Raw genomic sequence first — 22,009 nt, 5'->3', positions numbered from 1 at the left:
GCGCAGCCGGTTAACCCGTCGCTGCGCTTTTTCACAAAATAGCGTCCCCTAAAACTGAGGCAGGGAAGCCTGATACAGATTTTCCCACATGCCCTGCACTAAAGCCTGATCGCGTGGTGACAACTCACCGGCTTTGATGGCTTTGTCCAGGCCATCCTGAACACGGATTTTCAGTGCTTCAGCAGTGTGTTCACCGTTTTCTTCCGCTTCTGCCACGGCGACCGTCAGATGGCCCCGCAGATAGCCACTGGCAAACAATTCGTCGTCACTGGCGCTTTCGACCATATCGTCGATCAGCGTTAAAATCCGCGTTTCAAATTCTGCGATCATTACTCTTCCTCTCGTAACAGGTATTCGGGGTCTTATTCGATCGGCTGCAACGCAGGGAAATCTGCAGGCGTCAATGGGGGCGTATTGTAAAACGATTGTAACGCTTTAATAAAGCGTGCCGGTCTTTCAGGAATACCCAGTTCCAGCATACGCAGCACTTCTTCGCGTACTTTGTTCTGAAAACCCACGCGGTCAGGTTCGCAATCGCCGCTCAGGTTGTCACAACTGACGTTGAAACGAAAACCTGCTGCCACACAGAACAGCCATTCGTAAGATTGTGGTTTGATTTCCACTTTCTCGAATTCACTTTGCGTTTGCGCATCGCGGCCATCCGGGCAGTACCAGTAACCGAAATCCACCCGTTTGCGGCGCTCAGCGCCAGCCACACACCAGTGGGAAATTTCATGCATGCCGCTGGCATAATAACCGTGTGCAAACACAATCCGGTTAAAAGGGGTCTGCTCATCAGCAGGCAAATAGATCGGCTCGTCGTCGCCTTTGACCAGGCGAACGTTAAATTCCTCAAAGAAGCAGGAATCAAAAATGTCGATCAGTTGATGATAGTTATGTGTTGTAGTCGAATCTGACATAAAACGGTAAAACTCAGTAAGTGGGAAAGGCGACAATATACCCTTGTTTACACACCCGATTTCATGACCTCAGGCAAGCATTTTGCAGCGCCTGCCATTATAAATGCAGGCTTATCCATTGATGGATTTCAGCGCCATGATTGTCATAAATCAGCTTGCAGCTCATCACCACGGAAACGATGACCACCATCGGACGAATGATCTTCTGACCTTTGCTCAGCACCATCCGCGCGCCCAGACGTGCACCGATAAACTGCCCCGCCATCATCACAAATCCCAGCACCCACACCACTTTGCCGCCAAGTATGAAAAACAGCAGGCCGCCAAAGTTGGAGGTGAAATTCAGGACTTTTGCATGTGCCGTGGCTTTTGCCAGATTAAACCCGCATAACGTCACAAAAGCCAGCGCGTAAAAAGAACCGGCACCGGGACCGAAAAAACCATCGTAGAACCCGACACAACCGCCGCCTACCAGCGCATACGGCAGTGCATTTAAGCGCCTTGCCCGGTCGCTTTCGCCCAGACGCGGCGTCAGCAAAAAATACAACCCAATGCAGATGATCAGCAGCGGTAAAACCTGACGTAACATATCAGCGCGCAGATGCTGGATAAGGATCGCGCCGATCACTGATCCCGTAAAGGTACAGGCAATATTCAGTTTTTGATCGTTGAGATTCACCACACCACGCCGTACAAAGTAAAGACTGGCGGAGAAGGATCCGCCTATCGATGACAGCTTATTGGTCGCAATGGCCTGTGCCGGTGACACACCTGCCGCAAGCAGCGCCGGCAGGCTGATCAGCCCGCCACCACCGGCAATGGAATCAATGAAACCGGCAAACAGTGCAACGAAAAATAAAACAACCAAAACCCACGGGGCAACAATCAACCAGTCCATTTTTCTGTCAGCTCGCTATGCGTGGCGAAGAGTAAGTAAAACCTGTTAAAGAACGTGTTTATCCAGCAACGCCTGACAAGAAGGCGGCAACGGAGGGGGCTCTTTTTTCACCGGGTTTCCGCTGCCCGGCTTAGGTGGCAGGAACCAGCTTTGCAGCTCTGCGCCACAACCATCACCCGCAGGCGGTGGTGCCTGATTCTCACATTCGAGATTACCTACCGGGCAACGCAGACGAACGTGCATATGCGCGCGATGACCAAACCACGGACGTACCTTATGCAGCCATTCGCGATCCGTTCCTGCATCAAGACAGAGCTGTTGTTTGATAGCCGGATTGACGAAGATCCGCACCACATCTTTATCCTGTGCTGCCATTTTGATCAGCGTTTCGATCCGTGGCTGCCACTGAGAGGGCACAATGGATTTACCGTTGGCGCTGACCAGATCGATAGGCTGCGGCCTGAGCAACATCTGTTCGCTCCAGCGCTGACGCGGCAGTTGCAGCCAGATATCCACATCCAGCCCGGACTGATGGCTGGCGTGACCACTGCTGAAGCGCCCGCCAGCCGGCATCGCCATATCACCGACCAGCAGGGTACCCAGTCCTTTTTGTTGAGCCTGCGTGCCCAGACGGGTGATAAATGCCAGTAAATCAGGCTGGCCGAAATAGCGGCGCTGGTCGGTACGCATCACCTGATAGGCCGGAGAGTTCAGCGGCAAGGGCTGTGCGCCAACCTGACAACCGTTGGCATAACTGCCAATCGCTTCCGGCGTGCCGGAAATCGGCTGAGTAATTTTCTGCCACGGCGTTGCCGCCATCGCAGGTGCGCAAAGTGCAAGCGCCAGAAGACTGGCGCAAACAGCACGAAACGCCGGGAACGTGCGTAAAGGTTTCATCGGACAGACTACCAGCGTGGCACGGTGGAATGGACGTCGCCGTTCTGAGCACGCTGACGCAGTAAATGATCCATCAGTACGATCGCCATCATTGCTTCGGCAATCGGTACCGCACGGATACCGACGCACGGATCATGACGCCCTTTGGTGATCATCTCGACCTGCTCACCGTCGCGGTTAATCGTACGACCCGGTACAGTGATACTCGAGGTCGGCTTCAGCGCCAGATGGGCGATAACCGGCTGGCCGCTGCTGATGCCGCCGAGAATCCCACCCGCGTGGTTGCTTTCGAAACCACCCGGCGTAATTTCGTCCCGGTTTTCACTGCCACGTTTGGCGACAACCGCAAAACCATCGCCGATTTCCACACCTTTCACGGCATTAATGCTCATCAGTGCATGCGCCAGATCCGCATCCAGACGATCAAACACAGGCTCACCCAGGCCGACAGGCACATGATCTGCCACCACAGTGATTTTGGCACCGATCGAATCACCTTCTTTTTTCAGCGCGCGCATCAGCTCATCCAGCGCTTCCAGCTTGCTTTCATCCGGGCAGAAGAACGGGTTAGTGTCCACCAGATCCCAGTCTTTCAGCTCGCAGGTGATATCACCCATTTGCGACATATAACCGCGTACTTTGACACCGAACTTCTCCAGCAGGTATTTCTTAGCCACCGCGCCAGCGGCCACACGCATCGCGGTCTCGCGGGCAGACGAACGGCCGCCGCCACGGTAATCGCGCACGCCATATTTTTGCTCGTAAGTATAATCGGCATGTCCCGGGCGGAACACATCTTTGATTGCGCTGTAATCCTGGGATCGCTGATCGGTGTTCTGGATAATCAGACCGATGCTGGTGCCGGTAGTGACGCCTTCAAACACACCTGAAAGAATTTTTACTTCATCAGCTTCACGGCGCTGTGTGGTGTAACGCGAAGTGCCCGGACGACGACGGTCGAGATCGTGTTGCAGATCAGCTTCGGTCAGCGAAATGCCCGGCGGTACACCGTCAATAATACAGCCCAGTGCCACACCGTGGGATTCGCCAAAAGTGGTGACGCGGAAAAACTGCCCAATACTGTTCCCTGCCATCACGGCTCCTTAACCATTATGTTGATGGATGCTCAATGACCGGCGCAATGCCGGTCATTATTGTCAAAGTGAATTAGTCTTTGTATGCGCGGAATTCTTCGGCGCAATCGAGAAGTTGCTGTTTGGTCAGCATAAAGACGCCGTCACCACCGTTTTCAAACTCCAGCCAGGTGAACGGGATCTCAGGATATTGATCCATCAGATGTACCATGCTGTTGCCCACTTCGCAGATCAGCACGCCGTTATCGGTCAGGTAATCGGGTGCACAGGCCAGAATACGGCGGGTCAGTTTCAGACCGTCGCTGCCGGAAGCCAGCCCCAGAACCGGCTCGTGGCGGTATTCCTGCGGCAGATCAGACATGTCTTCTTCGTCCACGTACGGCGGATTGGTGACAATCAGGTCATATTGCAAGGCCGGCAATTCACGGAACAGGTCGGAGCGGATGGGCGTGACCCAGTTCTCAATGCCGTGTGTGTCGATATTGCGCTCAGCCACCGCCAGCGCATCGGCAGAAATGTCGACAGCGTCAACTTCGGTTTCAGGGAACGCATAAGCACAGGCAATAGCAATGCAGCCGCTGCCGGTACACATATCAAGAATGTGCTGTGGCTGTTCGTTCAGAATGCCGGAGAAACGGTTGCTGATCAGCTCGCCAATAGGCGAACGTGGCACCAGTACGCGTTCATCGACATAGAATTCCATGTCGCAGAACCAGGCTTTGTTGGTCAGATAGGCCACCGGCACCCGCTCGTTGACGCGGCGGATCACACGCTCAACAATGCGGTGGCGCTCGCTGGATGTCAGGCGTGCGGTGTGCATATCTTCAGGGATATCCAGCGGTAAAAACACGCTTGGCAGAACCAGTTGCACGGCTTCGTCCCACGGGTTATCGGTGCCGTGACCGTAATAGACATTGGCCGCGTTCAGGCGGCTGACGGTCCAGCGCAGCATATCCTGAATGGTATGCAGCTCACTGACAGCTTCGTCGACGAAAATTTTGTCCAATTTTATTCTCCAGGCAGTGCACGGGTTTTTAACAGACGTTTAACCCATTATTTGCCGCATAGTTTGCCACGAAGCCCGCCACAAATCAGCAGCTAGTCAACGCACTTGCGCGATGTCCCGAAGAATTTAACCCTGAGTTTTCTTTAAACCGCAGGGTGACGGAAGGTACACTGTCTGTATTGAGCGATAATGACGATAAAAAGATGAAGAAAAAACACCTGCTCAGCCCCGAGGAAGCGGCGTTATTCCGCGAGGCTGTTCCGGGCATCAAGCGCCTGAAAAACGATACGATTACTCACCGCCCGCCGCGAAAAAAGCTGGTCACCCTGTCGCCTAAAAAGCTGATTCAGGAGCAGGTGGACGCGAGCTATTACTTTTCTGATGAATTCCAGCCAATGTTGCAGGAAGAAGGCCCGGTTCGCCATATCCGGCCAGATGTCAGTCATTTTGAATTGAAAAAATTGCGTCGCGGCGATTATTCGCCCGAGCTGTTTCTGGATTTACACGGTTTAACGCAGAGAGAAGCCAAACAGGAACTGGGCGCGCTGATCGCCGCCTGCCGCCGTGAACATGTACATTGCGCCTGTGTGATGCACGGTCACGGCAAACATATCCTCAAGCAACAAACCCCGTTGTGGCTGGCACAGCATCCGGACGTCGAGGCTTTCCATCAGGCTCCTAAAGAACTGGGTGGCAGCGCCGCTTTGCTGGTACTGGTGGAGCTGGACGATAAAATCAGCTGACTTCCTCCCCACCTTCAGAAACGAGAAAGGCACAGCCGGAGCTGTGCCTTTCTTTTGTCTGGCGCTGTTCACCGAAGCCTTACTCTAAATAATGCGAGTTGCAGCAAGGCGGCAAGAAAAATTATCCCGATGAGCTTACTCAGGTAAGTGATTCGGGTAATTTATCGCAGCCAACGCATCTGCGGCTCGAAGTATGACGAGTAAACGGGATTAGACCTTAGCCATCACCTGGCATGGGCTGAATTGCCAGTCAAAGGTGCCTTGCCCGGTTTCGCCGTTCAGTTCAACACTTGCCATCGCGGAAGTGGCGAACATTGGCGGGCAAACGCCCGGACACAGCTCTGCTACCAGATAACCGACCAGCGGCAGATGCGACACCACCAGTACCGCGTTGACGCCGGTCAGTGCCAGATGCTGCAGTTCACTGGCGACCAGAGCAGGATCTCCGCCCGGTGTCAGTTCCTTGAGAATATCAATCTCAACATTTCCGGGCAGCGCCAGACACTGGCGCACTTTTTCGAGCGTCTGCTGCGCACGCAGGTACGGGCTGACCAGAATGCGGTCAATTTTGATGCCACGGCCATTCAGCCAGGCAGCCATATGTACTGATTCGTCACATCCGCATTCGCTTAACGGGCGAACTGAGTCGCTGGCAGCTTCGAGAACCGCATCACCGTGACGCATAATTACAACTTGCATATTGCACCGCTTTTGTTAACAAAAATAGCGCTATACAGAAACGCCTTGCGTGCTGTATTACCCATTGCCCAGCATTTCAATCACTGTCAGATTGAAGTTTTTCATTACAAGATAGCTGTCAGGCATTACATCCACTTAACACGCTGTGCCCACATGCCCTGCATGATGAGCATCAGCGGTCGGGCATTTTGCCTGAAACTTCACGTAAATAAAACGCTGTTTTTTACACCAACCCTTACCGCTTGTAAACCATTCAGGCGATTATTTAACCACTCAGGTTGTAGATCAATCGTTTGGGATTGTTTCTGTACAAAGTTATTCTCACCATAAAAATGATCCCCGGCATGTACCTGGCTTTAAGCAGGATCTGTTCCAGATTCTCGCGAAACTCAGCAATAAGCAGTGATCACAATCACACTTCACTGACCTTTTCGCCCGCCCTGTTACCTGAACAGAACCGTTCACCCTGCTGCGCCCGTCGTATTAACCCTTCGCATGGCGTGAAATGCTCGCCGTACTGCTGCGCCAGTTGCTCCAGTATTTTCACCACAGTGGCGCTGCCAAGCTGGTCTATGTAACGGAACGGTCCCCCCCGGAAGGGCGGAAAACCTATTCCGAACACAGCGCCAAGATCCCCATCGCGCGCACTGCGGATGACTTTTTCGTCCAGACAACGCACCGCTTCGTTGAGCATCAGCATCACGCAGCGTTGTGCAATCTCATCTTCTGACTGCTGCGCTTTTGGCGTGACATTCAGCAGACGATAAATCGCCGGGTCGACCTGTTTTCTCTTCGCCGTCCGCCCTTTCTGCCCGTAAAGGTAGAAACCTTTGCCATTTTTACGGCCTTTACGGTCATCTTTAAGCACCGCATCAAAACCGGCGGGAGCGGCAAAACGCTCACCAAAAGCGTCCACCAGTATCGGACCAATTTTCGTGCCGACATCAATACCGACCTCATCCAGCAGCTGGATCGGGCCGACCGGGAAACCAAAATTCACCAGCGCTTTATCAATATGATCGACCGGTTCACCGCCCAGTAAGCAACGCGCAGCTTCATTGATGTAAGGCGCAAGAATACGATTTACATAGAATCCGGCGCTGTCACCTACCACGATGGCCGTTTTCCCCTGTTTCCTGGCAAGCGAAACCGTGGTTGAAATAGTCTGTGCACTGGTGCCCGCATGCGGGATGACTTCAATCAATGGCATTTTATCGACCGGGCTGAAATAATGCAGCCCGATCACCTGTTCCGGCCGGTCAGCCCGCTCTGCAATCTTATGAATGGGCAAAGAAGAGGTGTTTGATGCAAAAATCGTGTGCGGTGCGGCGTTTTGCTCTATTTCCGCCACCATCGCCTGTTTGAGCGATAAATCCTCAAATACCGCTTCCACCACAATATCAGCCTGCGCAAAACCGCTGTAACCGGTAGTACCGGAAATCAGCAGCATCTGACGTTGCTGTTCGCTGCGGGTCAGCCTCCGGCTGCGCACCTTTTTCTCCAGCAAATCCCAGCTGTATTTCAGCGCATGGCGGATACCGTCGTGATTAATGTCTTTAATACGTACCGGCAGTCCGGCTTTGGTGGCAGTCACATGAGCGATACCTCCCCCCATCAGGCCACCACCGAGAATGCCCACACGGCGCACCGGCAAAGGTTCTGCATCACCGCCCTTTTCTTTTTTCAGCGCGGTGGAGGCGAAAAACAGGCCGCGTAATGCCGCCGATTCTGATGTCATCACCAGTTCGCCAAAAGCTTTGGCTTCGGCCTGATAGCCGTTACCGCTGCCTTGATCGAGCCCGGTTTTTACCACATCGATGATTTTTGTGGTGGCCGGATAATTGCCGTGTGTTTTCGCCCATGTCTGTTTACGCACAAAATGAAACAGCAAACTTTTGCCCACCGGCCCACCGGCCAGACGCGCCTGCCACGGCAATGGCGGACGTGATTTACGCCCTTTCGCCACACGTTCCAGCGCCGTTTGCAGCAAAATAGAATAGGGCACTGCGTCATCCACCAGCCCCATTTTCAGCGCCTGTTTCGCGCGAATACTGCGACCGGTCAGCATCATATCCAGCGCTTTCGGCGCACCGATAAGCCGCGGAAGCCGCTGCGTACCGCCGGACCCCGGCAGTAAACCCAGCTGTACTTCCGGCAGGCCGAGCTGAGTTTTTTCATCCAGCGAACACACACGGGCATGGCACGCCAGCGCCAGTTCCAGACCACCGCCGAGACAGGCACCATGAATAGCGGCCACCACCGGCACAGAAAACGAGGCGATTTGAGCCATCACCGTCTGGCCTTTTTGCGCCAGTTCACTGGCCTGGACGGCTGTCTGACAGCCCGAAATCATGGTGATATCCGCACCGGCAATGAATGAATCTGTTTTGCCCGAAATGAGCACCAGACCTTTCAGACCGGGATACTGCTGTGCTTTGTGCAAAATAGCGCTGATTTGTTGAGCAAATTCAGCCTTTAAGGTATTCACTTTTTCGCCGGGAACATCGATGGTGATAATCCCCACATGTTCCGTGGTAAATATCAGTGAAAAAGCAGAGACCGGTTCGGTTGCTTGAGTTTCTGCCGGATTCAGGTTTTCCATAGGTTCTCTCATTGCGCGGCCTCCAGGATCATTGCTGCGCCTAAGCCGCCAGCGGCACAGGCAGTGGTCAGCCCATATTTCCCGCCACGACGACGTAATTCATGCAGAGTCTGGGTAATCATTCGTGCGCCGGTTGCCGCAAAAGGATGCCCGTAGGCCAGTGAACCGCCCAGAACATTGAATTTATCCCAGTCTATTTCGCCAACAGCCTGACTACGGCCAAGTTTTTCACGGGCGAACTCATCACTGGCTAACATTTTGATATTCGCCAGCGTCTGTGCCGCAAACGCTTCATGCATATCGATCAGATCCAAATCGTCCAGCGTCAACCCTGCGCGATCCAGCGCCAGCGGCGTGGCGTAGGCAGGCCCGAGAAGCATGTCTTCCCAGACGCCGATAGCGGCAAACGCAAAACTTTTCAGATAGCCGAGAGGTTCAAGGCCCAGTTCACGTGCGCGGGATTCGCTCATCATTAATACCGCCGCGGCACCATCCGTCAGCGGCGTGCTGGTGGCGGCGGTGACGGTACCGTGTTTACGGTCGAAAGCCGGGCGCAATTTGGCATACTGACTGATTTCAGAATTCAGGCGGATGTTGTTATCTTTTTGCAGCACTTCACGGTAAGGCGGAACCTGTGCAGCCATGACCTGCGAGGTTAAATACCCCTGCTCCCATGCCTGCGCGGCCAGCGTATGAGAACGGTGCGCCAGCTCATCCTGCTGCACGCGGCTGATGTTATGGCTTTTCGCCATCTGCTCTGCGGTATCGCCCATGCGCAGACCGGTAGAATATTCAGCCACAGCAGGCGGCACCGGCAGCAAATCGCGCAGTTTGAGTTTGCTGAAAATGGAGAGACGCTGCGACAGCGTACGTGCTTTATTAACATCCACCAGGGCGCGGGCCAGTCGTTTGCTGACACCTATCGGCAATACCGAAGAAGAATCCGCTCCGCCCGCGATCCCGACCTGCACCATCCCGCTCATGATGCTTTCGGCCACGTTAGCAACCGCCTGAAAACTGGTGGCACAGGCACGCGAGACGCTATAGGCATCGGTCGATACATTCATGCCGGTACCGAGCACAATTTCGCGGGCGATATTCGGCGCTTCCGGCATCTGGACCACCTGACCGAAAACCAGCTGGTCGATGTCCTTCGGGTCAATCCCACTTTTTGCCAGCAGCTCACTGACCACCATTTTACCGAGATCGACAGCAGGAATGCCGTGATAGGCGGTGGCCTGTTTAGCAAACGGCGTACGTAAGCCGTCGACAATCGCAATGCGATCGCCCTCACGCGTCACCAGTGGAACGACTTTATTCATACAAGCTCCTGAGAAAAATAGGGTCTTAAGAGGTCAGACCTGATAACTCAGTTTTAACTATGTATTTACATTTGGCAAAGCGAAAGGGAGTGAAGTGCGAGCAACAGCAAATTTTTCTGAAATAAGAATGAGAAGAAAGGCGGCAGGCAGAAATAGCAGACAAAGAAATACCGCTTATTTAAGCGGTATTACAACTTAGAACTTCCTCTCAATAATTTGAGTCGCAGAATGAGTCACGCGGCAATCAATGCCATTCCGATGAACTGATATACATCAGTAATTCGGTTACGGAGTGCAGCCAACGCATCTGCGGCTCAAAGTATGACGGGGATTATCTCAAGCCTAACTGGAAGATCATCGTTTCAGCCTGGCAGCTAAATGTGAAATCGATATTCAGTTCGACGCCGCCATCCACTTTTTCGATACGGCTGTTGATTTCACATGGCTCAGATTCAACGCCGCGTGCGCGTTCGGTCAGGGCTTGCAGGGTTTCGTTCGCCTGAGCTTCGGTTTCGAAAACACGGCTGTAAGAAGCGGTGCAATCCGTATTGTCCATGATGGTTCCGACATCGACACAGCAGCAGGCTGCGGTTTCTTCCGCACCACATTTGTTGATGGAATGCAGAGGTTGGGTGGATTTAGAGGACATGGTTACGTCAGACATAATTTTCTCCCCGGCATCAGCGGCAACGTCCACCGTCTGGCCTGATTGCGAATAAGGTTTTATTTCCAGCTTGTATTTTACGCCACCGTTCTGACAACACACTAGTGCTTACTTATTATGTGCCTTTCAGGTGATCCAGATCACGTATATGTAAGTAATCGTTTATAACTTCGTCACTGTTCTCACTTTAACGTTTCTTAATTGAACTTTTATTGTTTGTTTTTTGTTAAGTGGATCCAATTTCTTGCATCAAATAAGAAATATCTATGAAACATTATTGCAACTACACCACAGGTCAGACCTATACTTCGCTCACTGGTCTGATTTGTCAGACTGATAACGGACCCTACAATCCCGCGCTCATTGTTACTTGATGTAACATTGTTTGATAAAAAACATAAAATTGAGGTTTTGGTCATGAACCAGAAAAACCTGTTTAAAAGATCTGCTCTGGCAGCTGCAGTGGCAATTGTTTCCTCCAACGTTTATGCAGCAGGTTTTCAGTTAAATGAATATACCGCTGCGGGGTTAGGCCGCTCTTTCTCGGGTGAAGGTGCCATCGCTGATACTGCCGCATCCGGCAGCCGTAACCCGGCAACCATGACCATGTTTGATCGTCCCTCTTTCTCAGCGGGTGCGATTTATGTCGACCCGGATGTCAAAGTAACAGGCAACTCGCCGGTTACAGGCAGGAGCACTGATGCGGATAACATTGCGCCGAATCAGTGGGTGCCTAATATCCACTTTATTATGCCACTCAATGATCAATGGGCGGTCGGTGCCTCGGCTACGTCAAACTACGGTCTGGCGACTGAGTTCAGCGATAATTATCCGGCTGGCCCGATCGGCGGTGAAACTGACCTTACCACCGTTAACACTAACTTAAGTGTTGCTTACCGTTTGAACCAGCATTTCAGCTTCGGCCTAGGCTTCGATGCCGTTTACGCGAAAGCGAAAATTCGCCGTACTGCCGGTGAACTGGTGCCGATTCAAACCGGCGGTCTGCTGCCTGCGGATACGGAAGCCGCCAAGCTGAAAGGCAATGAGTGGGGTTACGGCTGGAACGCCGGTATCCTGTATGAAGTGGATGATAATAACCGCTACGGCTTCACCTACCGTTCTGAAGTGAAAATTGACTTCGACGGCGAATACCGTAACGGCATTCCGAAAGCGTTAGGCGGAACGGGTGGCCAGACCGTGCCGGGATCCCTGACCCTGAACTTGCCTGAAATGTGGGAATTGTCCGGTTATAACCGCGTGGCACCAAAATGGGCGATTCACTACAGCCTGGCTTACACCAGCTGGAGCCAGTTCCAGGAGCTGAAAGCGACCGGTTCTAACGGCCAGACGCTGTTCCAGAAAGACGAAGGTTATCATGATGCTTACCGCATCGCGTTGGGCACCACCTATTACTACGACGATAACTGGACGTTCCGTACCGGTATCGCCTTCGATGACAGCCCGGTTCCGGCAGATAACCGCACCATTTCTATTCCGGATCAGGACCGCTTCTGGGTTTCCGCCGGTACGACTTACGCCTTCAATAAAGACGCGTCTGTGGATGTGGGTGTCTCCTATATGCATGGTCAGACCGTGAATATCAGTGAGAAAGTCGCTAACGGTGTACCGAATTACGAATACCAGGCCAAAGGGACCGCCATGCTGTACGGCGCGAACTTTAACTACAGCTTCTGATGAACTGAGTGATACGCCTGATATGAAAAAAGCGCCGGAAGGCGCTTTTTTTGTGTGTCCGGAACGGTTATTCCGAGTCGATATCTTTCAGGTCGCCCTGAATCAGTGCCGCGTTCGGATTTTCCTGTGGCGTCAGCTGACCGCCTCTTGCCAGGAAATCATGACGCTGGAAGTAAGCCTCACGTATAAACAGATACGGATCCGAAGAGTTACGGATCAGGCCATCAGAATCGAGCAGTTCCGCACGGGTTTCCACCCCTTCCAGTACCCATTTACCGGCTGACATCCAGAACGTCAGATAGCTGAGCATCGGATACAAATCATCAACCAGGTCGCCACCTTCGTCACGGACGGTCGCGCTGCCGTAACCTGGCAGAACCACATACGGACCGTAGCCGACGCCGTAATGACCCAGTGTGCTGCCGAAGCCCTGCGCCTCTTCACGCGCCAGTTTCGGGTTCGCCATTCCGGCAACATCGATCAGACCGCCCATCCCTAAAATCGTGTTCAGGAAGAAGCGGTTGAAGTGGATTGCCGCACGGTACGGATCACCTTTCAGCAGGGAGTTAACCATGCTGGCCGGTTCATCCAGATTGCTCAGGAAGTTACTGGTGCCGTTACGCGCCGGTTGTGGCACATAATCACGCCAGGCTACCGCCACAGGCCGCACCAGGTACGGGTCCATATAGTTATAGTTGAAATCGAACATCACCCGGTTGAAACCTTCGAGCGGATCAGAACGTCCCTGCTGTTCGCTGTCCGATGATCCGGACGTGCCGGCACAACCGACCAGTAAAACTGTTGCAAACGCCAGCCCAGTCAGGCGTAAGTTCATGGATATCTCCCTGTTTTTGATCGTCGGTTCCTTATTATGGAACCTGCTGATTAATATCGATGCTGACCTGGCCTTTACCGGCAAAATCGGTCAGCGGGCTGTCGCCGTACCAGTCACCTGAGGCTGGCGTTGCCAGACCATTTTGTGAAATACGAACGCGTACTTTTAATTGATGCAGCGAAGAAAGCAAGCGTTCCGGCATCATTACGTTGCTGTCATCGACGGTGGCCGTCAGCGGGAAGCGGCTGAGCGGCAGTTTTTTCACCGCAACCGGCACCGGACTGCTGCCGTCAGTCACTGAAATAAAGACCGTGCCATTTTGCGAAAGTTTCTGCTGAGCCTCAGCAGAAAGCGTGACATTTACCGTCAGTTTAACCTGATCCAGACCGGCTTTCTGTTTTGCCTGCGCAATGCTGGCGTTAACCATCTCCAGGCGTTTGTCACCGGCAGGCAGGATTTTCTGCATAACTTCCCACGCACCAATGGCTTGCGGATAATGCCCCTGTTCATATTCATTATAGGCCAGCAGACTTAACACACGCAGATCACCCTGAGACTTTTCCAGCATACTGCGTAAAAGATTTCCGCCGGTAAGGTTATCCTGCGGATCAGACGAACGGGTTAATACTTCGGCATAACCGAGTTTGACTGACATATCGTCTGGTGCAAGCTGATAGGCATGGGCGTAGGCCTGTGTGGCAGTAGCGGCATTATTGAGCGCCATTCCGACACGGCCAAGCATCACCCAGTCCCGGATATTATCCGGATTTGCCTGCAAATCAGTACGCAATCCGAGCCCTAAATCCTGTACATCCATGGCGGTCAGTGGCACACCATGATCATCGGCAATCCGCTGACGCAAATCGGGCATACGCTGCATCACCTGATTCCATGCACTGACCTGCCCCAGACCACCGGCATACAGATACACACCCAACGTGATGATCACCAGCAAGATGCCGCCCGGCACCAGCGTCCAGCGTCCAATCGGCTGCATGGCGACGGGCATCTGCCCGGCGGGAATATCCGTCAGTAAGTTTTCCTGTAATTCCTGAATATGCGCCGGACGCTCGTCGACCACGCCCTGCGCTTCGTCTTCTTCCAGTTCACTCAGGCGATGATGGTAAAACGCTTTGTTCAGCGCATCGCGGGAAGTCTGTTCTGCGCGGTCGCCACGGATAACCGGCACGATAAACAGTGCCAGTGCGATAACCAGCATCACCACAATGCACAGCCAAAAAATGCTCATGATCCTTTCCTGTCACTGTCTTTAAGTAACTGCGCCAGGCGCTGTCTCTCTTGTTCTGACATAGATATGGTTGTGTGTTCAGTGTGCGCAATACCACGGCGGGAGCGCATAAAAATCATGCCTGCGCCAATAACGATGACCAGCACCGGCCCGAGCCACAAAATAAAGGTAGAGGGCGTGACCGGCGGTTCGTAAGTGACGAAATTGCCGTAACGCGCCACCATATACGCGACGATTTGCTGTTTGTTCTGCCCTTCGTTCAGTAACTGAAATACCTTGGTGCGCATATCGGCGGCGATAATCGAATCCGAAGCGGCAATATTAGTGTTCTGACATTTCGGGCAACGCAGCTGCGCCGTTATTTCGCGGTAAGCCTGTTCCTGCTCCGGCGATTTGAACTGATACGTGTCGATGGCAGCGAACGCGCTGACACTCAGCAGCATGCCCAGCAGCAACGCGGGCAGCGATGAAATCAGTTTCATGGGTGACCTCCGTATTTTTTGTACAGCGGCAACACCTCGGTCTGCCAGACCTTTTCGTTTAAGTCACCGGCGTGGCGATAGCGGATAATGCCCTGCCCGTCGATCAGGAAAGTTTCCGGCGCACCATATACGCCCAGATCCAACCCCAGCATGCCGTCGCCGTCATACAGGCTGAGCATGTAAGGATTGCCCAGCGTATTGAGCCAGTTTACCGCTTTCTGCCGGTCATCTTTATAATTGAGTCCGACCACACGTACACCTTTTGCTGCCAGCGAATTCAGATATTCATGCTCGGCGCGGCAGGTCGGACACCACGTCGCCCAGACATTAAGCAGCATCGGTTTACCGTCACGCAACACCGACTGATCGTAGGTTTTGCCCGCCTGCGCCAGTGATTCCAGTTTGAACACCGGCACCGGTTTGCCGATCAGAGCCGATTCCAGCAGCGTCGGATCATCACCGTTTGCATTGCGGGTCAGCTGCACCAGAAAAGCCGCAGCCAGTGCCAGAAACAGGATCAACGGAATAAAGAGAAGTTTCCGGTTCATGCTTCTTCCGCCTCCGCCAGACCCTGCTTCCTGAGTTTTTTACTCATGCGATAACGCGGGTCAAGAATACACAACACCCCACCGGCCGCCATAAACAGGCCGCCCAGCCAGATCCAGCGGACAAAAGGTTTGTAGTACAGCCGTACCGCCCACGAACCGTCGTCCAGTTCTTCGCCGAGCGCCGCATACAGGTCGCGCGCCAGATTGCCGTCAATCGCCGCCTCAGTCATCATACTGCGCGCCACGCTGTAGAAGCGTTTTTCCGCATGCAGCGTAGTGATTTTTTTGCCGTTCTGCGTGACATCAATGTTCGCCTCACCGCCGGTATAGTTCGGTCCGGTGATGTCACGGACATCGCGGAAAATAAAGTGATAATCATGAATATCCACGGTATCACCGGACTTCATGCGCACATCACGTTCAACGCTGTAATTCTGGCTGAAGGCGATGCCGATCACCGTCACCGCGACCCCGAGGTGCCCGAGCACCATCCCCCAGTGGCTGCGGGAAAGTTTGGTCAGACCGCGCCAGAACGAGTGACGGTGCGTGGCACGCTCGTGCAGTTCCATCAGCGTCAGCACAATGACCCACACCGACATCAGCATACCCACTACGGTCATGCCGACGATTTTATCCTGCAACAGCCACGGCAGAAGAATTGACAGCACCAGCGTCACCACCAGCGCCACGCCCAGACGACGCCACAGTTTGCTCGGCTCATCGCGACGCCAGCGCACCAGCGGGCCAATACCTAACAGCAGCGCCAGCGGTGCCATCAGCCAGGTAAACATGGTGTTGAAGAAGGGTTCGCCGATAGAAATACTGCCCAGCCCGAGCTGTTTGTGGATAAGCGGCAGCAGCGTACCGAGCAGCACCACCAGCATCGCCGCCACCAGCAGAACGTTATTGCCGAGCAAATAACTCTCCCGGGAATGCAGTTCGTGACGGCCCGGCGCGCGCACCGAATTCCCTTTGAAAGCGTACAGCAGCAGCGAGCCACCGATCACAATCACTAAGTAAGCCAGGATAAACATGCCGCGTGCCGGATCAGAGGCAAACGAGTGAACCGAGACCAGCACACCGGAGCGCACCAGGAATGTGCCCAGCAGACACAGCGAGAAGGCGGTGATGGCCAGCAGCACCGTCCAGGCTTTGAAGGTCCCGCGCTTTTCGGTAACGGCGAGCGAGTGGATCAGCGCCGTACCGGCCAGCCACGGCATAAAGGAAGCATTTTCAACCGGGTCCCAGAACCACCAGCCGCCCCAGCCTAATTCGTAATACGCCCATGCCGAACCGAGCACAATACCGATGGTCAGAAATACCCACGCGGCTTGTGTCCACGGCCGCGACCAGCGTGCCCAGGCGGTATCCAGACGCCCCGCCATCAGCGACGCTATCGCGAAAGCAAACGCCACGGAGAAACCGACATACCCCATGTACAGCAATGGCGGATGGAAAATCAGCCCGATATCCTGCAGCACCGGATTCAGGTCGCTGCCGTCGACAGGGAAATTCGGCAGCGAGCGGATGAACGGGTTGGACGTCAGCAGAATAAACAGCAGGAACCCGCCGGTGATCATCCCCATCACCGCCAGCACGCGTGCCACGGCATCCTGCGGCATACGGCGGCTGAACAGCGCCACGGCAAGCGTCCAGCAACTGAGTAATAACACCCACAGCAGCAGCGACCCTTCGTGCGCCCCCCAGGTAGCTGCCACGCGGTAATACACCGGCAGGCGGGTATTGGAATTATTGGCAACATAGGCGACGGTGAAATCGTTCACCACAAACGCATGCACCAGAATAATAAAGGCCAGTGCAATGCAGGCGAACATGCCGTATGACAACGGACGCGCCATCGCCATCATCCGGCTGTCCTGACGGGCCGCGCCCCACTGCGGATAAATACTCAGTAACACCGCCAGACCTAATGCCAGACAGAGTGCAAATGTTCCCAGTTCCGGCATCATGAACGGTCGTTTCCTTTATTGTTACCCACGTAGGCCGAAGCAGGCCCTTTGTGATTTTCTTTCATGGCGTCGGCAACTTCCGGCGGCACATATTTTTCATCGTGTTTCGCCAGCACCTGGATAGCATTCACCACATTCCCCGGTTCCATCACACCCTGCGCCACCACACCCTGCCCTTCACGGAACAGGTCGGGAAGGATGCCGTTATAGGTCACAGCAATCGCTCCCCGTGCGTCATAAATTTTAAAGCTAACCTGCAAACTTTTCGGGTCACGCTTCACTGAGCCGGGCATCACCATACCGCCGATACGCAGGCGCTGGCCCACCGTCGGCATCTCGTGATCTTCGCCTTTGCCCTGCAAGATTTCACTGGGTGTATAAAACAAATCAATGTTGGAGCGAAGCGCATACATCACCAGTGAAATGCTCAGACCAAGGCCCATCAGCACCACCAGCGCCAGCGACAGCCGCTTTTTACGACGTGGATTCACAATAACTTCTCCCCGGAAGCGTCCGGTTCCAGCGGTGACGTCTGTGCGCCTGGCTGTTTTTTAGACTGGGACTGACTGATGCGTTTTTCGCGCGCCTGGCGTCGACGGACTTCGCCGAGGATTTGCCGGTGCTGAATAAAGGTATGCGCCACCAGCACATTCAGCGAGAGCAGCGTCGCGGCGACCGACAGCCAGACATAAAAGGCATAGCCGCCCATCGCAAAAAAATCATGCCAGCTTGAGAATGCAGGGCTCATCCGCGACGCTCCTTATTCACCAGGCCAGCCACCCACGGACGCAGACGTTCCTGAACCAGAATCAGGTTACGTAAACGCATCAACGTCAGGGTAATAAAGAAGAACAGATAACCGAAAATCGCCCAGCGCAGCGGATAACGCATACTCGGGTCGATGGTTTGCTGCATGTCGGTGGACCCCTGATGCAGCGTGTTCCACCACTCTACGGAGTAATGAATAATGGGAATGTTCACCACGCCGACCAGGACCAGAATACCGGCGGCACGCCCGGCCAGACGACGGTCGTCAAAGGCGTTATACAGCGCAATGACACCCAGATACAGGAACAGCAACACCAGTTCGGAGGTCAGACGCGCATCCCACACCCACCATGTGCCCCACATCGGTTTGCCCCATGCCGAGCCGGTCACCAGGGCAATAAACGTGAATACAGCCCCGACCGGCGCCATTGCCGCCACCGCCAGGTCGGACATTTTCATCTGCCACACCAGGCCGATAAACGCCGCGATCGCCATCCCGCTGTAAATCCCCATTGACCAGATAGCCGCCGGGACATGAATATACATAATCCGGTAACTGTTACCTTGCTGGTAATCCGGTGGTGCATAGCCAAAACCCCATACCCAGCCAATCAGCAGGCAGGCAAGACCTAAAATCCCAAGCCAGGGGATGAACCGCCCGCAGACGTGGTAAAGCCGTTCAGGCCTTGCGAGTTGATGTAACCATTTCCACATTGTTATCGTTGCTCACTCTAAAATGTCACTGTGTGATATGCCGTGGAACCTCGGTGGGCTCTTGCGCGGTCGGTTATAAATCATCCGCACTTATTATTGGCCTCTCTATTGTTCACTATAGAGAAGTGTGATGTTAGTCAAAGGTTGCGTTTTTTCTTCTCTATTGTAACGACACGTAAAATAATGCTGTGCTATCGCCTTTTACCGGCAAAAAGTGTCAGTGGATACTCACTCTCAAAGCGGCAGCTGTCGCAAAAGGCGCTAATGTGGCACTGCCTGCCAGCATCGCACCGAGAATGGCCAGATAACCGCCGACGGGCATCGCCATTGATGCGGCATCAATCGCGCCGGTGGCGAAAATCAGCACCGGAATATACAGCGGCAATACCAGCAGGCTAAGCAGAACACCGCCTTTGCGCAGCCCGACGGTCAGCGCCACACCAATCGCGCCAATAAAGCTCAGCGTCGGCGTGCCCAGTAAAATCGTCAGCGCAACGGCTTGCCAGGTTTCAAAATCCAGTGAGAGCAGCAGCGCAATCAGCGGCGAGAGGATCAGTAACGGCAATCCTGTTACCACCCAGTGAGCACATACTTTCCCCAGAACCGTGAGTGCCAGCGGCGAAGGCAACAAAAGAAGCTGTTCGAGCGTGCCGTCCAGGTAGTCATCGCGGAACAATCGCTCCAGCGCCAGCAGGGAGGACAACAACGCGGCGACCCAGACAATGCCGGGTGCAATACGCGCCAGCAGTTTAGGCTCAGGGCCGATCCCTAACGGGAACAGCGTAATCACAATCAGGAAAAACCACAGCGGGTTAATAATTTCAGCGCTTTTGCGAAAGGCAATTTTCAGCTCGCGGCGCAGGACTTTCGTAAACATTCCTTTTGTATCCCCTTCGCGTCACACCGGCTCAGCACTGGTCAGACGAAGTTTCCGCACGTGGCGGTTAACACCCTCTAAATCCTGGTGCGTTGTCAGCAACACCATCCCGCCCTGCTGCGCATGCTGTTCAAACAGCGTAATCAGGGTAGCAACGCCTTGTTTATCAATGGCGGTCAGCGGCTCATCGAGGATCCATAACGACGCATCACTCAGCCACAGACGCGCCAGTGCGACGCGGCGTTGCTGTCCGGCGGACATCTGCGCCACCGTCACATCTTCATAACCCAGCAATCCGACGTTTTCCAATGCCTGATAAATCGCTTCTGCGCTGGCGTTACCTTTGACCGTCGGGCCATTCACGGACAGATAGAAGGCAAGGTTTTCAAACGCAGTAAGTACTGACTTTACACCGGGCTGATGACCGAGATAGAGAAGCTGCTGATGGAAAATATCGCGCTGACGGCGGGTACTCACGCCCTGCCAGCGGACTTCACCGGCGTCCGGAGAGGACAATCCGGCAAGGATCCGCAGTAAACTGGTTTTACCGGCACCGTTGCGGCCTTCGATCTGCACCATATCACCCGGTTCGATAGTAAAACTTAAGCCGCTAAACAGGGTTCTTTCATCACGAACACAGCTCAGATTAAAGGCTTCAAACATGGTGATGTCTCTTATTTTTCACAAGTGCGTATCATATCACAGGCACCCGATGAGCCGCAGCTCAGGGAGGCGCAGTTTACAAGCTTGAAAACCCTGAAATCCAGCAAACATCTTCTCAATGTTCCATAGGGTTCATGGGTTAACGCTTTGTAACTTTTTTGTATACCTGCTCATAATTTCTCTGCCTCGCCTATGCTTACTCAGGAACCTATCTGCAATTACTTTGCTTTAGTTTTGGGGAATCATAATGGCCGGAGAAAAACAGCATCACGATGACAAGGATGTTGACAGCGACGAACATACGCAGGGAAAAGAAATCGAGACCGGCGAAGAGAACCTGCCGTCAAAAGCGGCAGCGGTTCACGAAGTTATCCGCATGGAAGGAGAAAAAGAGCTTGAGCGCGACGGACAGGCATTGCTGTGGTCAGCGGTTGCCGCCGGATTGTCGATCAGCGCCTCGCTGATGGCGAAAGGTATTCTTCATGCCCGTCTGCCCGATACACCGGAACGCTTCTTCATTGAGAACATCGGTTATACCGTCGGGTTCATTATCGTGATCATGGCGCGTCAGCAGTTATTCACTGAAAACACGGTGACCGCTGTTTTACCTATTATGCAAAAACCGACAGGCAGAAACATTCTGCTGCTGCTGCGTTTATGGGGCATCGTGCTGGCAGGTAATGTCATCGGCGGCGGACTGGCGGCGCTGGTGTTTCATCTGGTGCCCTTTTTCGACACGGCGACCGACGAAGCGTTTCGCACCATCAGTATGGAGATCATGAAGAAAGACCCCCAGGGCATGTTTGTCGGCGGCATGGTGTCCGGCTGGCTAATTGCCACCATGGTCTGGATGATCCCCTCCGCCGGTACCGCCAAACTGTGGGTAATCATGCTGATGACCTATATGGTGGCGATCGGCGACCTGACGCACATCGTCGTCGGCTCGGTTGAAATCCTGTATCTGGTATTCTCCGGCGCCATCCCCTGGTACGAATTTATCTGGCCGTTCGCCCTGCCGACGCTGGCTGGCAACATCTTCGGCGGTACCTTTATCTTCGCGCTGATAAGCCACGCGCAGATCCGCAACGACATGAGTAATCAGAAGAAAGCCGAAGCGAAAAAAGAGGAACAGGAAACCGCCAGAAAAGAGGCCGCAAAACCCTGACTGGCGAGGAAACAACCAAACGACAGCTTGGTATCTTATTATTACCAGAAAAATGGGTATACTACGCGGGCGCTTTCCACAGGCGCCCGTGTCTCCTTAGTTAAACGGATATAACAAGCCCCTCCTAAGGGCTAGTTACAGGTTCGATTCCTGTAGGGGACACCATTTCAATGTCTACAAACGTCCACTCAAGTCTAT

23 protein-coding genes and 1 tRNA gene are annotated in these 22,009 nt (G+C 53.7%); 4 read left to right on the top strand and 20 right to left on the bottom strand.

Going from position 1 to position 22,009, the window contains the following annotated elements:
* Window positions 1-48 precede the first annotated feature (48 nt).
* The 6 genes from EVX52_RS17410 to prmB all read right to left on the bottom strand — a co-directional run bounded on the left by EVX52_RS17410 (window position 49) and on the right by prmB (window position 4,815).
* On the bottom strand, window positions 49-330 hold the full coding sequence (locus EVX52_RS17410) for a YfcL family protein (RefSeq protein WP_129952290.1): 282 nt from the start codon (window positions 328-330) through the stop codon (window positions 49-51).
* 32 nt (window positions 331-362) lie between these two features.
* Window positions 363-920, bottom strand: a complete 558-nt coding sequence (locus EVX52_RS17405; RefSeq protein ID WP_129991748.1) for an elongation factor P hydroxylase — start codon at window positions 918-920, stop codon at window positions 363-365.
* A 97-nt stretch (window positions 921-1,017) separates the two neighbouring features.
* The gene (locus EVX52_RS17400; RefSeq protein WP_129952288.1) at window positions 1,018-1,818 is read right to left on the bottom strand and encodes a sulfite exporter TauE/SafE family protein; all 801 of its coding nucleotides are present in this window, start codon (window positions 1,816-1,818) and stop codon (window positions 1,018-1,020) included.
* A 45-nt stretch (window positions 1,819-1,863) separates the two neighbouring features.
* Window positions 1,864-2,715, bottom strand: a complete 852-nt coding sequence (gene mepA, locus EVX52_RS17395; RefSeq protein ID WP_165383708.1) for a penicillin-insensitive murein endopeptidase — start codon at window positions 2,713-2,715, stop codon at window positions 1,864-1,866.
* Window positions 2,716-2,723: 8 nt separating this feature from the next.
* Complete coding sequence (gene aroC / locus EVX52_RS17390) at window positions 2,724-3,809, bottom strand: chorismate synthase (RefSeq protein ID WP_129952287.1); 1,086 nt, start codon at window positions 3,807-3,809, stop codon at window positions 2,724-2,726.
* Between the two features lie 73 nt (window positions 3,810-3,882).
* On the bottom strand, window positions 3,883-4,815 hold the full coding sequence (gene prmB / locus EVX52_RS17385) for a 50S ribosomal protein L3 N(5)-glutamine methyltransferase (protein ID WP_129991747.1): 933 nt from the start codon (window positions 4,813-4,815) through the stop codon (window positions 3,883-3,885).
* Between the two features lie 203 nt (window positions 4,816-5,018).
* On the opposite strand from prmB, the gene smrB reads away from it, so the two are divergent.
* A complete protein-coding gene (gene smrB, locus EVX52_RS17380; protein WP_129952776.1) occupies window positions 5,019-5,558 on the top strand; it encodes an endonuclease SmrB in 540 nt (179 codons plus the stop codon).
* A gap of 210 nt (window positions 5,559-5,768) precedes the next feature.
* On the opposite strand, the gene sixA is transcribed toward smrB, so the two are convergent.
* The 4 genes from sixA to EVX52_RS17360 form a co-directional block, all read right to left on the bottom strand.
* Window positions 5,769-6,257 (bottom strand): phosphohistidine phosphatase SixA, encoded by a 489-nt coding sequence (gene sixA, locus EVX52_RS17375; protein ID WP_129991746.1) that lies wholly within the window; start codon window positions 6,255-6,257, stop codon window positions 5,769-5,771.
* 412 nt (window positions 6,258-6,669) lie between these two features.
* Window positions 6,670-8,871, bottom strand: coding sequence for a fatty acid oxidation complex subunit alpha FadJ (fadJ, locus tag EVX52_RS17370; RefSeq protein ID WP_129991745.1), 2,202 nt, complete (start codon window positions 8,869-8,871; stop codon window positions 6,670-6,672).
* Complete coding sequence (gene fadI / locus EVX52_RS17365; RefSeq protein ID WP_129991744.1) at window positions 8,868-10,181, bottom strand: acetyl-CoA C-acyltransferase FadI; 1,314 nt, start codon at window positions 10,179-10,181, stop codon at window positions 8,868-8,870. Before fadI ends, fadJ begins: the two co-directional genes overlap by 4 nt.
* Window positions 10,182-10,512: 331 nt before the next feature.
* Window positions 10,513-10,845 (bottom strand): YfcZ/YiiS family protein, encoded by a 333-nt coding sequence (locus EVX52_RS17360; RefSeq protein ID WP_129952282.1) that lies wholly within the window; start codon window positions 10,843-10,845, stop codon window positions 10,513-10,515.
* Window positions 10,846-11,262: 417 nt separating this feature from the next.
* Between EVX52_RS17360 and fadL the strand changes: the two genes are divergently transcribed.
* Window positions 11,263-12,540 (top strand): long-chain fatty acid transporter FadL, encoded by a 1,278-nt coding sequence (gene fadL, locus EVX52_RS17355; protein ID WP_129952281.1) that lies wholly within the window; start codon window positions 11,263-11,265, stop codon window positions 12,538-12,540.
* Window positions 12,541-12,607: 67 nt separating this feature from the next.
* Here the strand turns inward: fadL and mlaA are convergent, their stop codons facing one another.
* The 10 genes from mlaA to ccmA form a co-directional block, all read right to left on the bottom strand.
* On the bottom strand, window positions 12,608-13,375 hold the full coding sequence (mlaA, locus tag EVX52_RS17350; protein ID WP_129952280.1) for a phospholipid-binding lipoprotein MlaA: 768 nt from the start codon (window positions 13,373-13,375) through the stop codon (window positions 12,608-12,610).
* A gap of 34 nt (window positions 13,376-13,409) precedes the next feature.
* Complete coding sequence (gene ccmI, locus EVX52_RS17345; protein ID WP_129991743.1) at window positions 13,410-14,624, bottom strand: c-type cytochrome biogenesis protein CcmI; 1,215 nt, start codon at window positions 14,622-14,624, stop codon at window positions 13,410-13,412.
* Window positions 14,621-15,106, bottom strand: coding sequence for a cytochrome c-type biogenesis protein (locus tag EVX52_RS17340; protein ID WP_129991742.1), 486 nt, complete (start codon window positions 15,104-15,106; stop codon window positions 14,621-14,623). The genes ccmI and EVX52_RS17340 overlap by 4 nt, the downstream gene beginning before the upstream one ends.
* The gene (locus EVX52_RS17335; RefSeq protein WP_129991741.1) at window positions 15,103-15,654 is read right to left on the bottom strand and encodes a DsbE family thiol:disulfide interchange protein; all 552 of its coding nucleotides are present in this window, start codon (window positions 15,652-15,654) and stop codon (window positions 15,103-15,105) included. The genes EVX52_RS17340 and EVX52_RS17335 overlap by 4 nt, the downstream gene beginning before the upstream one ends.
* Window positions 15,651-17,624 carry a heme lyase CcmF/NrfE family subunit gene (locus EVX52_RS17330; protein WP_129952276.1) on the bottom strand — a complete coding sequence of 658 codons (1,974 nt, stop codon included), beginning with the start codon at window positions 17,622-17,624 and terminating at the stop codon, window positions 15,651-15,653. Before EVX52_RS17330 ends, EVX52_RS17335 begins: the two co-directional genes overlap by 4 nt.
* Window positions 17,621-18,115, bottom strand: a complete 495-nt coding sequence (gene ccmE / locus EVX52_RS17325; protein ID WP_129991740.1) for a cytochrome c maturation protein CcmE — start codon at window positions 18,113-18,115, stop codon at window positions 17,621-17,623. The genes EVX52_RS17330 and ccmE overlap by 4 nt, the downstream gene beginning before the upstream one ends.
* Window positions 18,112-18,372 carry a heme exporter protein CcmD gene (gene ccmD, locus EVX52_RS17320; RefSeq protein ID WP_129991739.1) on the bottom strand — a complete coding sequence of 87 codons (261 nt, stop codon included), beginning with the start codon at window positions 18,370-18,372 and terminating at the stop codon, window positions 18,112-18,114. The genes ccmE and ccmD overlap by 4 nt, the downstream gene beginning before the upstream one ends.
* Window positions 18,369-19,106: a heme ABC transporter permease gene (locus EVX52_RS17315; RefSeq protein WP_129952273.1), complete on the bottom strand. Its 738-nt coding sequence runs from the start codon at window positions 19,104-19,106 to the stop codon at window positions 18,369-18,371. Before EVX52_RS17315 ends, ccmD begins: the two co-directional genes overlap by 4 nt.
* Window positions 19,107-19,323: 217 nt before the next feature.
* A complete protein-coding gene (gene ccmB / locus EVX52_RS17310) occupies window positions 19,324-19,983 on the bottom strand; it encodes a heme exporter protein CcmB (protein WP_129952272.1) in 660 nt (219 codons plus the stop codon).
* Between the two features lie 21 nt (window positions 19,984-20,004).
* Window positions 20,005-20,646, bottom strand: coding sequence for a cytochrome c biogenesis heme-transporting ATPase CcmA (ccmA, locus tag EVX52_RS17305; protein ID WP_129991738.1), 642 nt, complete (start codon window positions 20,644-20,646; stop codon window positions 20,005-20,007).
* Window positions 20,647-20,893: 247 nt separating this feature from the next.
* On the opposite strand from ccmA, the gene EVX52_RS17300 reads away from it, so the two are divergent.
* Together EVX52_RS17300 and EVX52_RS17295 are read left to right on the top strand one after the other, a co-directional pair.
* Window positions 20,894-21,811, top strand: a complete 918-nt coding sequence (locus EVX52_RS17300) for a formate/nitrite transporter family protein (protein WP_129952270.1) — start codon at window positions 20,894-20,896, stop codon at window positions 21,809-21,811.
* A 90-nt stretch (window positions 21,812-21,901) separates the two neighbouring features.
* Window positions 21,902-21,976 (top strand) — tRNA-Arg (locus EVX52_RS17295).
* Window positions 21,977-22,009 lie beyond the last annotated feature (33 nt).

This window comes from Rahnella sp. CFA14(1/10) (assembly GCF_004195095.1).
In the GTDB taxonomy this organism is placed as follows: Bacteria; Pseudomonadota; Gammaproteobacteria; order Enterobacterales; family Enterobacteriaceae; genus Rahnella; species Rahnella perminowiae.
This window is presented reverse-complemented; position numbering and strand designations above follow the sequence as displayed.

What these genes read in the sequence shown, in the direction of transcription:
- EVX52_RS17340 (WP_129991742.1), bottom strand. Translation starts at nt 15,106, where the DNA reads ATGAAACTGATTTCATCGCTGCCCGCGTTGCTGCTGGGCATGCTGCTG.
- EVX52_RS17315 (WP_129952273.1), bottom strand. Translation starts at nt 19,106, where the DNA reads ATGTGGAAATGGTTACATCAACTCGCAAGGCCTGAACGGCTTTACCAC.
- mlaA (WP_129952280.1), bottom strand. Translation starts at nt 13,375, where the DNA reads ATGAACTTACGCCTGACTGGGCTGGCGTTTGCAACAGTTTTACTGGTC.
- aroC (WP_129952287.1), bottom strand. Translation starts at nt 3,809, where the DNA reads ATGGCAGGGAACAGTATTGGGCAGTTTTTCCGCGTCACCACTTTTGGC.
- EVX52_RS17335 (WP_129991741.1), bottom strand. Translation starts at nt 15,654, where the DNA reads ATGAACCGGAAACTTCTCTTTATTCCGTTGATCCTGTTTCTGGCACTG.
- sixA (WP_129991746.1), bottom strand. Translation starts at nt 6,257, where the DNA reads ATGCAAGTTGTAATTATGCGTCACGGTGATGCGGTTCTCGAAGCTGCC.
- ccmB (WP_129952272.1), bottom strand. Translation starts at nt 19,983, where the DNA reads ATGTTTACGAAAGTCCTGCGCCGCGAGCTGAAAATTGCCTTTCGCAAA.
- ccmD (WP_129991739.1), bottom strand. Translation starts at nt 18,372, where the DNA reads ATGAGCCCTGCATTCTCAAGCTGGCATGATTTTTTTGCGATGGGCGGC.
- EVX52_RS17400 (WP_129952288.1), bottom strand. Translation starts at nt 1,818, where the DNA reads ATGGACTGGTTGATTGTTGCCCCGTGGGTTTTGGTTGTTTTATTTTTC.
- ccmI (WP_129991743.1), bottom strand. Translation starts at nt 14,624, where the DNA reads ATGAGCATTTTTTGGCTGTGCATTGTGGTGATGCTGGTTATCGCACTG.
- ccmA (WP_129991738.1), bottom strand. Translation starts at nt 20,646, where the DNA reads ATGTTTGAAGCCTTTAATCTGAGCTGTGTTCGTGATGAAAGAACCCTG.
- fadI (WP_129991744.1), bottom strand. Translation starts at nt 10,181, where the DNA reads ATGAATAAAGTCGTTCCACTGGTGACGCGTGAGGGCGATCGCATTGCG.
- EVX52_RS17300 (WP_129952270.1), top strand. Translation starts at nt 20,894, where the DNA reads ATGGCCGGAGAAAAACAGCATCACGATGACAAGGATGTTGACAGCGAC.
- EVX52_RS17330 (WP_129952276.1), bottom strand. Translation starts at nt 17,624, where the DNA reads ATGATGCCGGAACTGGGAACATTTGCACTCTGTCTGGCATTAGGTCTG.
- EVX52_RS17410 (WP_129952290.1), bottom strand. Translation starts at nt 330, where the DNA reads ATGATCGCAGAATTTGAAACGCGGATTTTAACGCTGATCGACGATATG.
- smrB (WP_129952776.1), top strand. Translation starts at nt 5,019, where the DNA reads ATGAAGAAAAAACACCTGCTCAGCCCCGAGGAAGCGGCGTTATTCCGC.
- mepA (WP_165383708.1), bottom strand. Translation starts at nt 2,715, where the DNA reads ATGAAACCTTTACGCACGTTCCCGGCGTTTCGTGCTGTTTGCGCCAGT.
- fadJ (WP_129991745.1), bottom strand. Translation starts at nt 8,871, where the DNA reads ATGAGAGAACCTATGGAAAACCTGAATCCGGCAGAAACTCAAGCAACC.
- fadL (WP_129952281.1), top strand. Translation starts at nt 11,263, where the DNA reads ATGAACCAGAAAAACCTGTTTAAAAGATCTGCTCTGGCAGCTGCAGTG.
- EVX52_RS17405 (WP_129991748.1), bottom strand. Translation starts at nt 920, where the DNA reads ATGTCAGATTCGACTACAACACATAACTATCATCAACTGATCGACATT.
- EVX52_RS17360 (WP_129952282.1), bottom strand. Translation starts at nt 10,845, where the DNA reads ATGTCTGACGTAACCATGTCCTCTAAATCCACCCAACCTCTGCATTCC.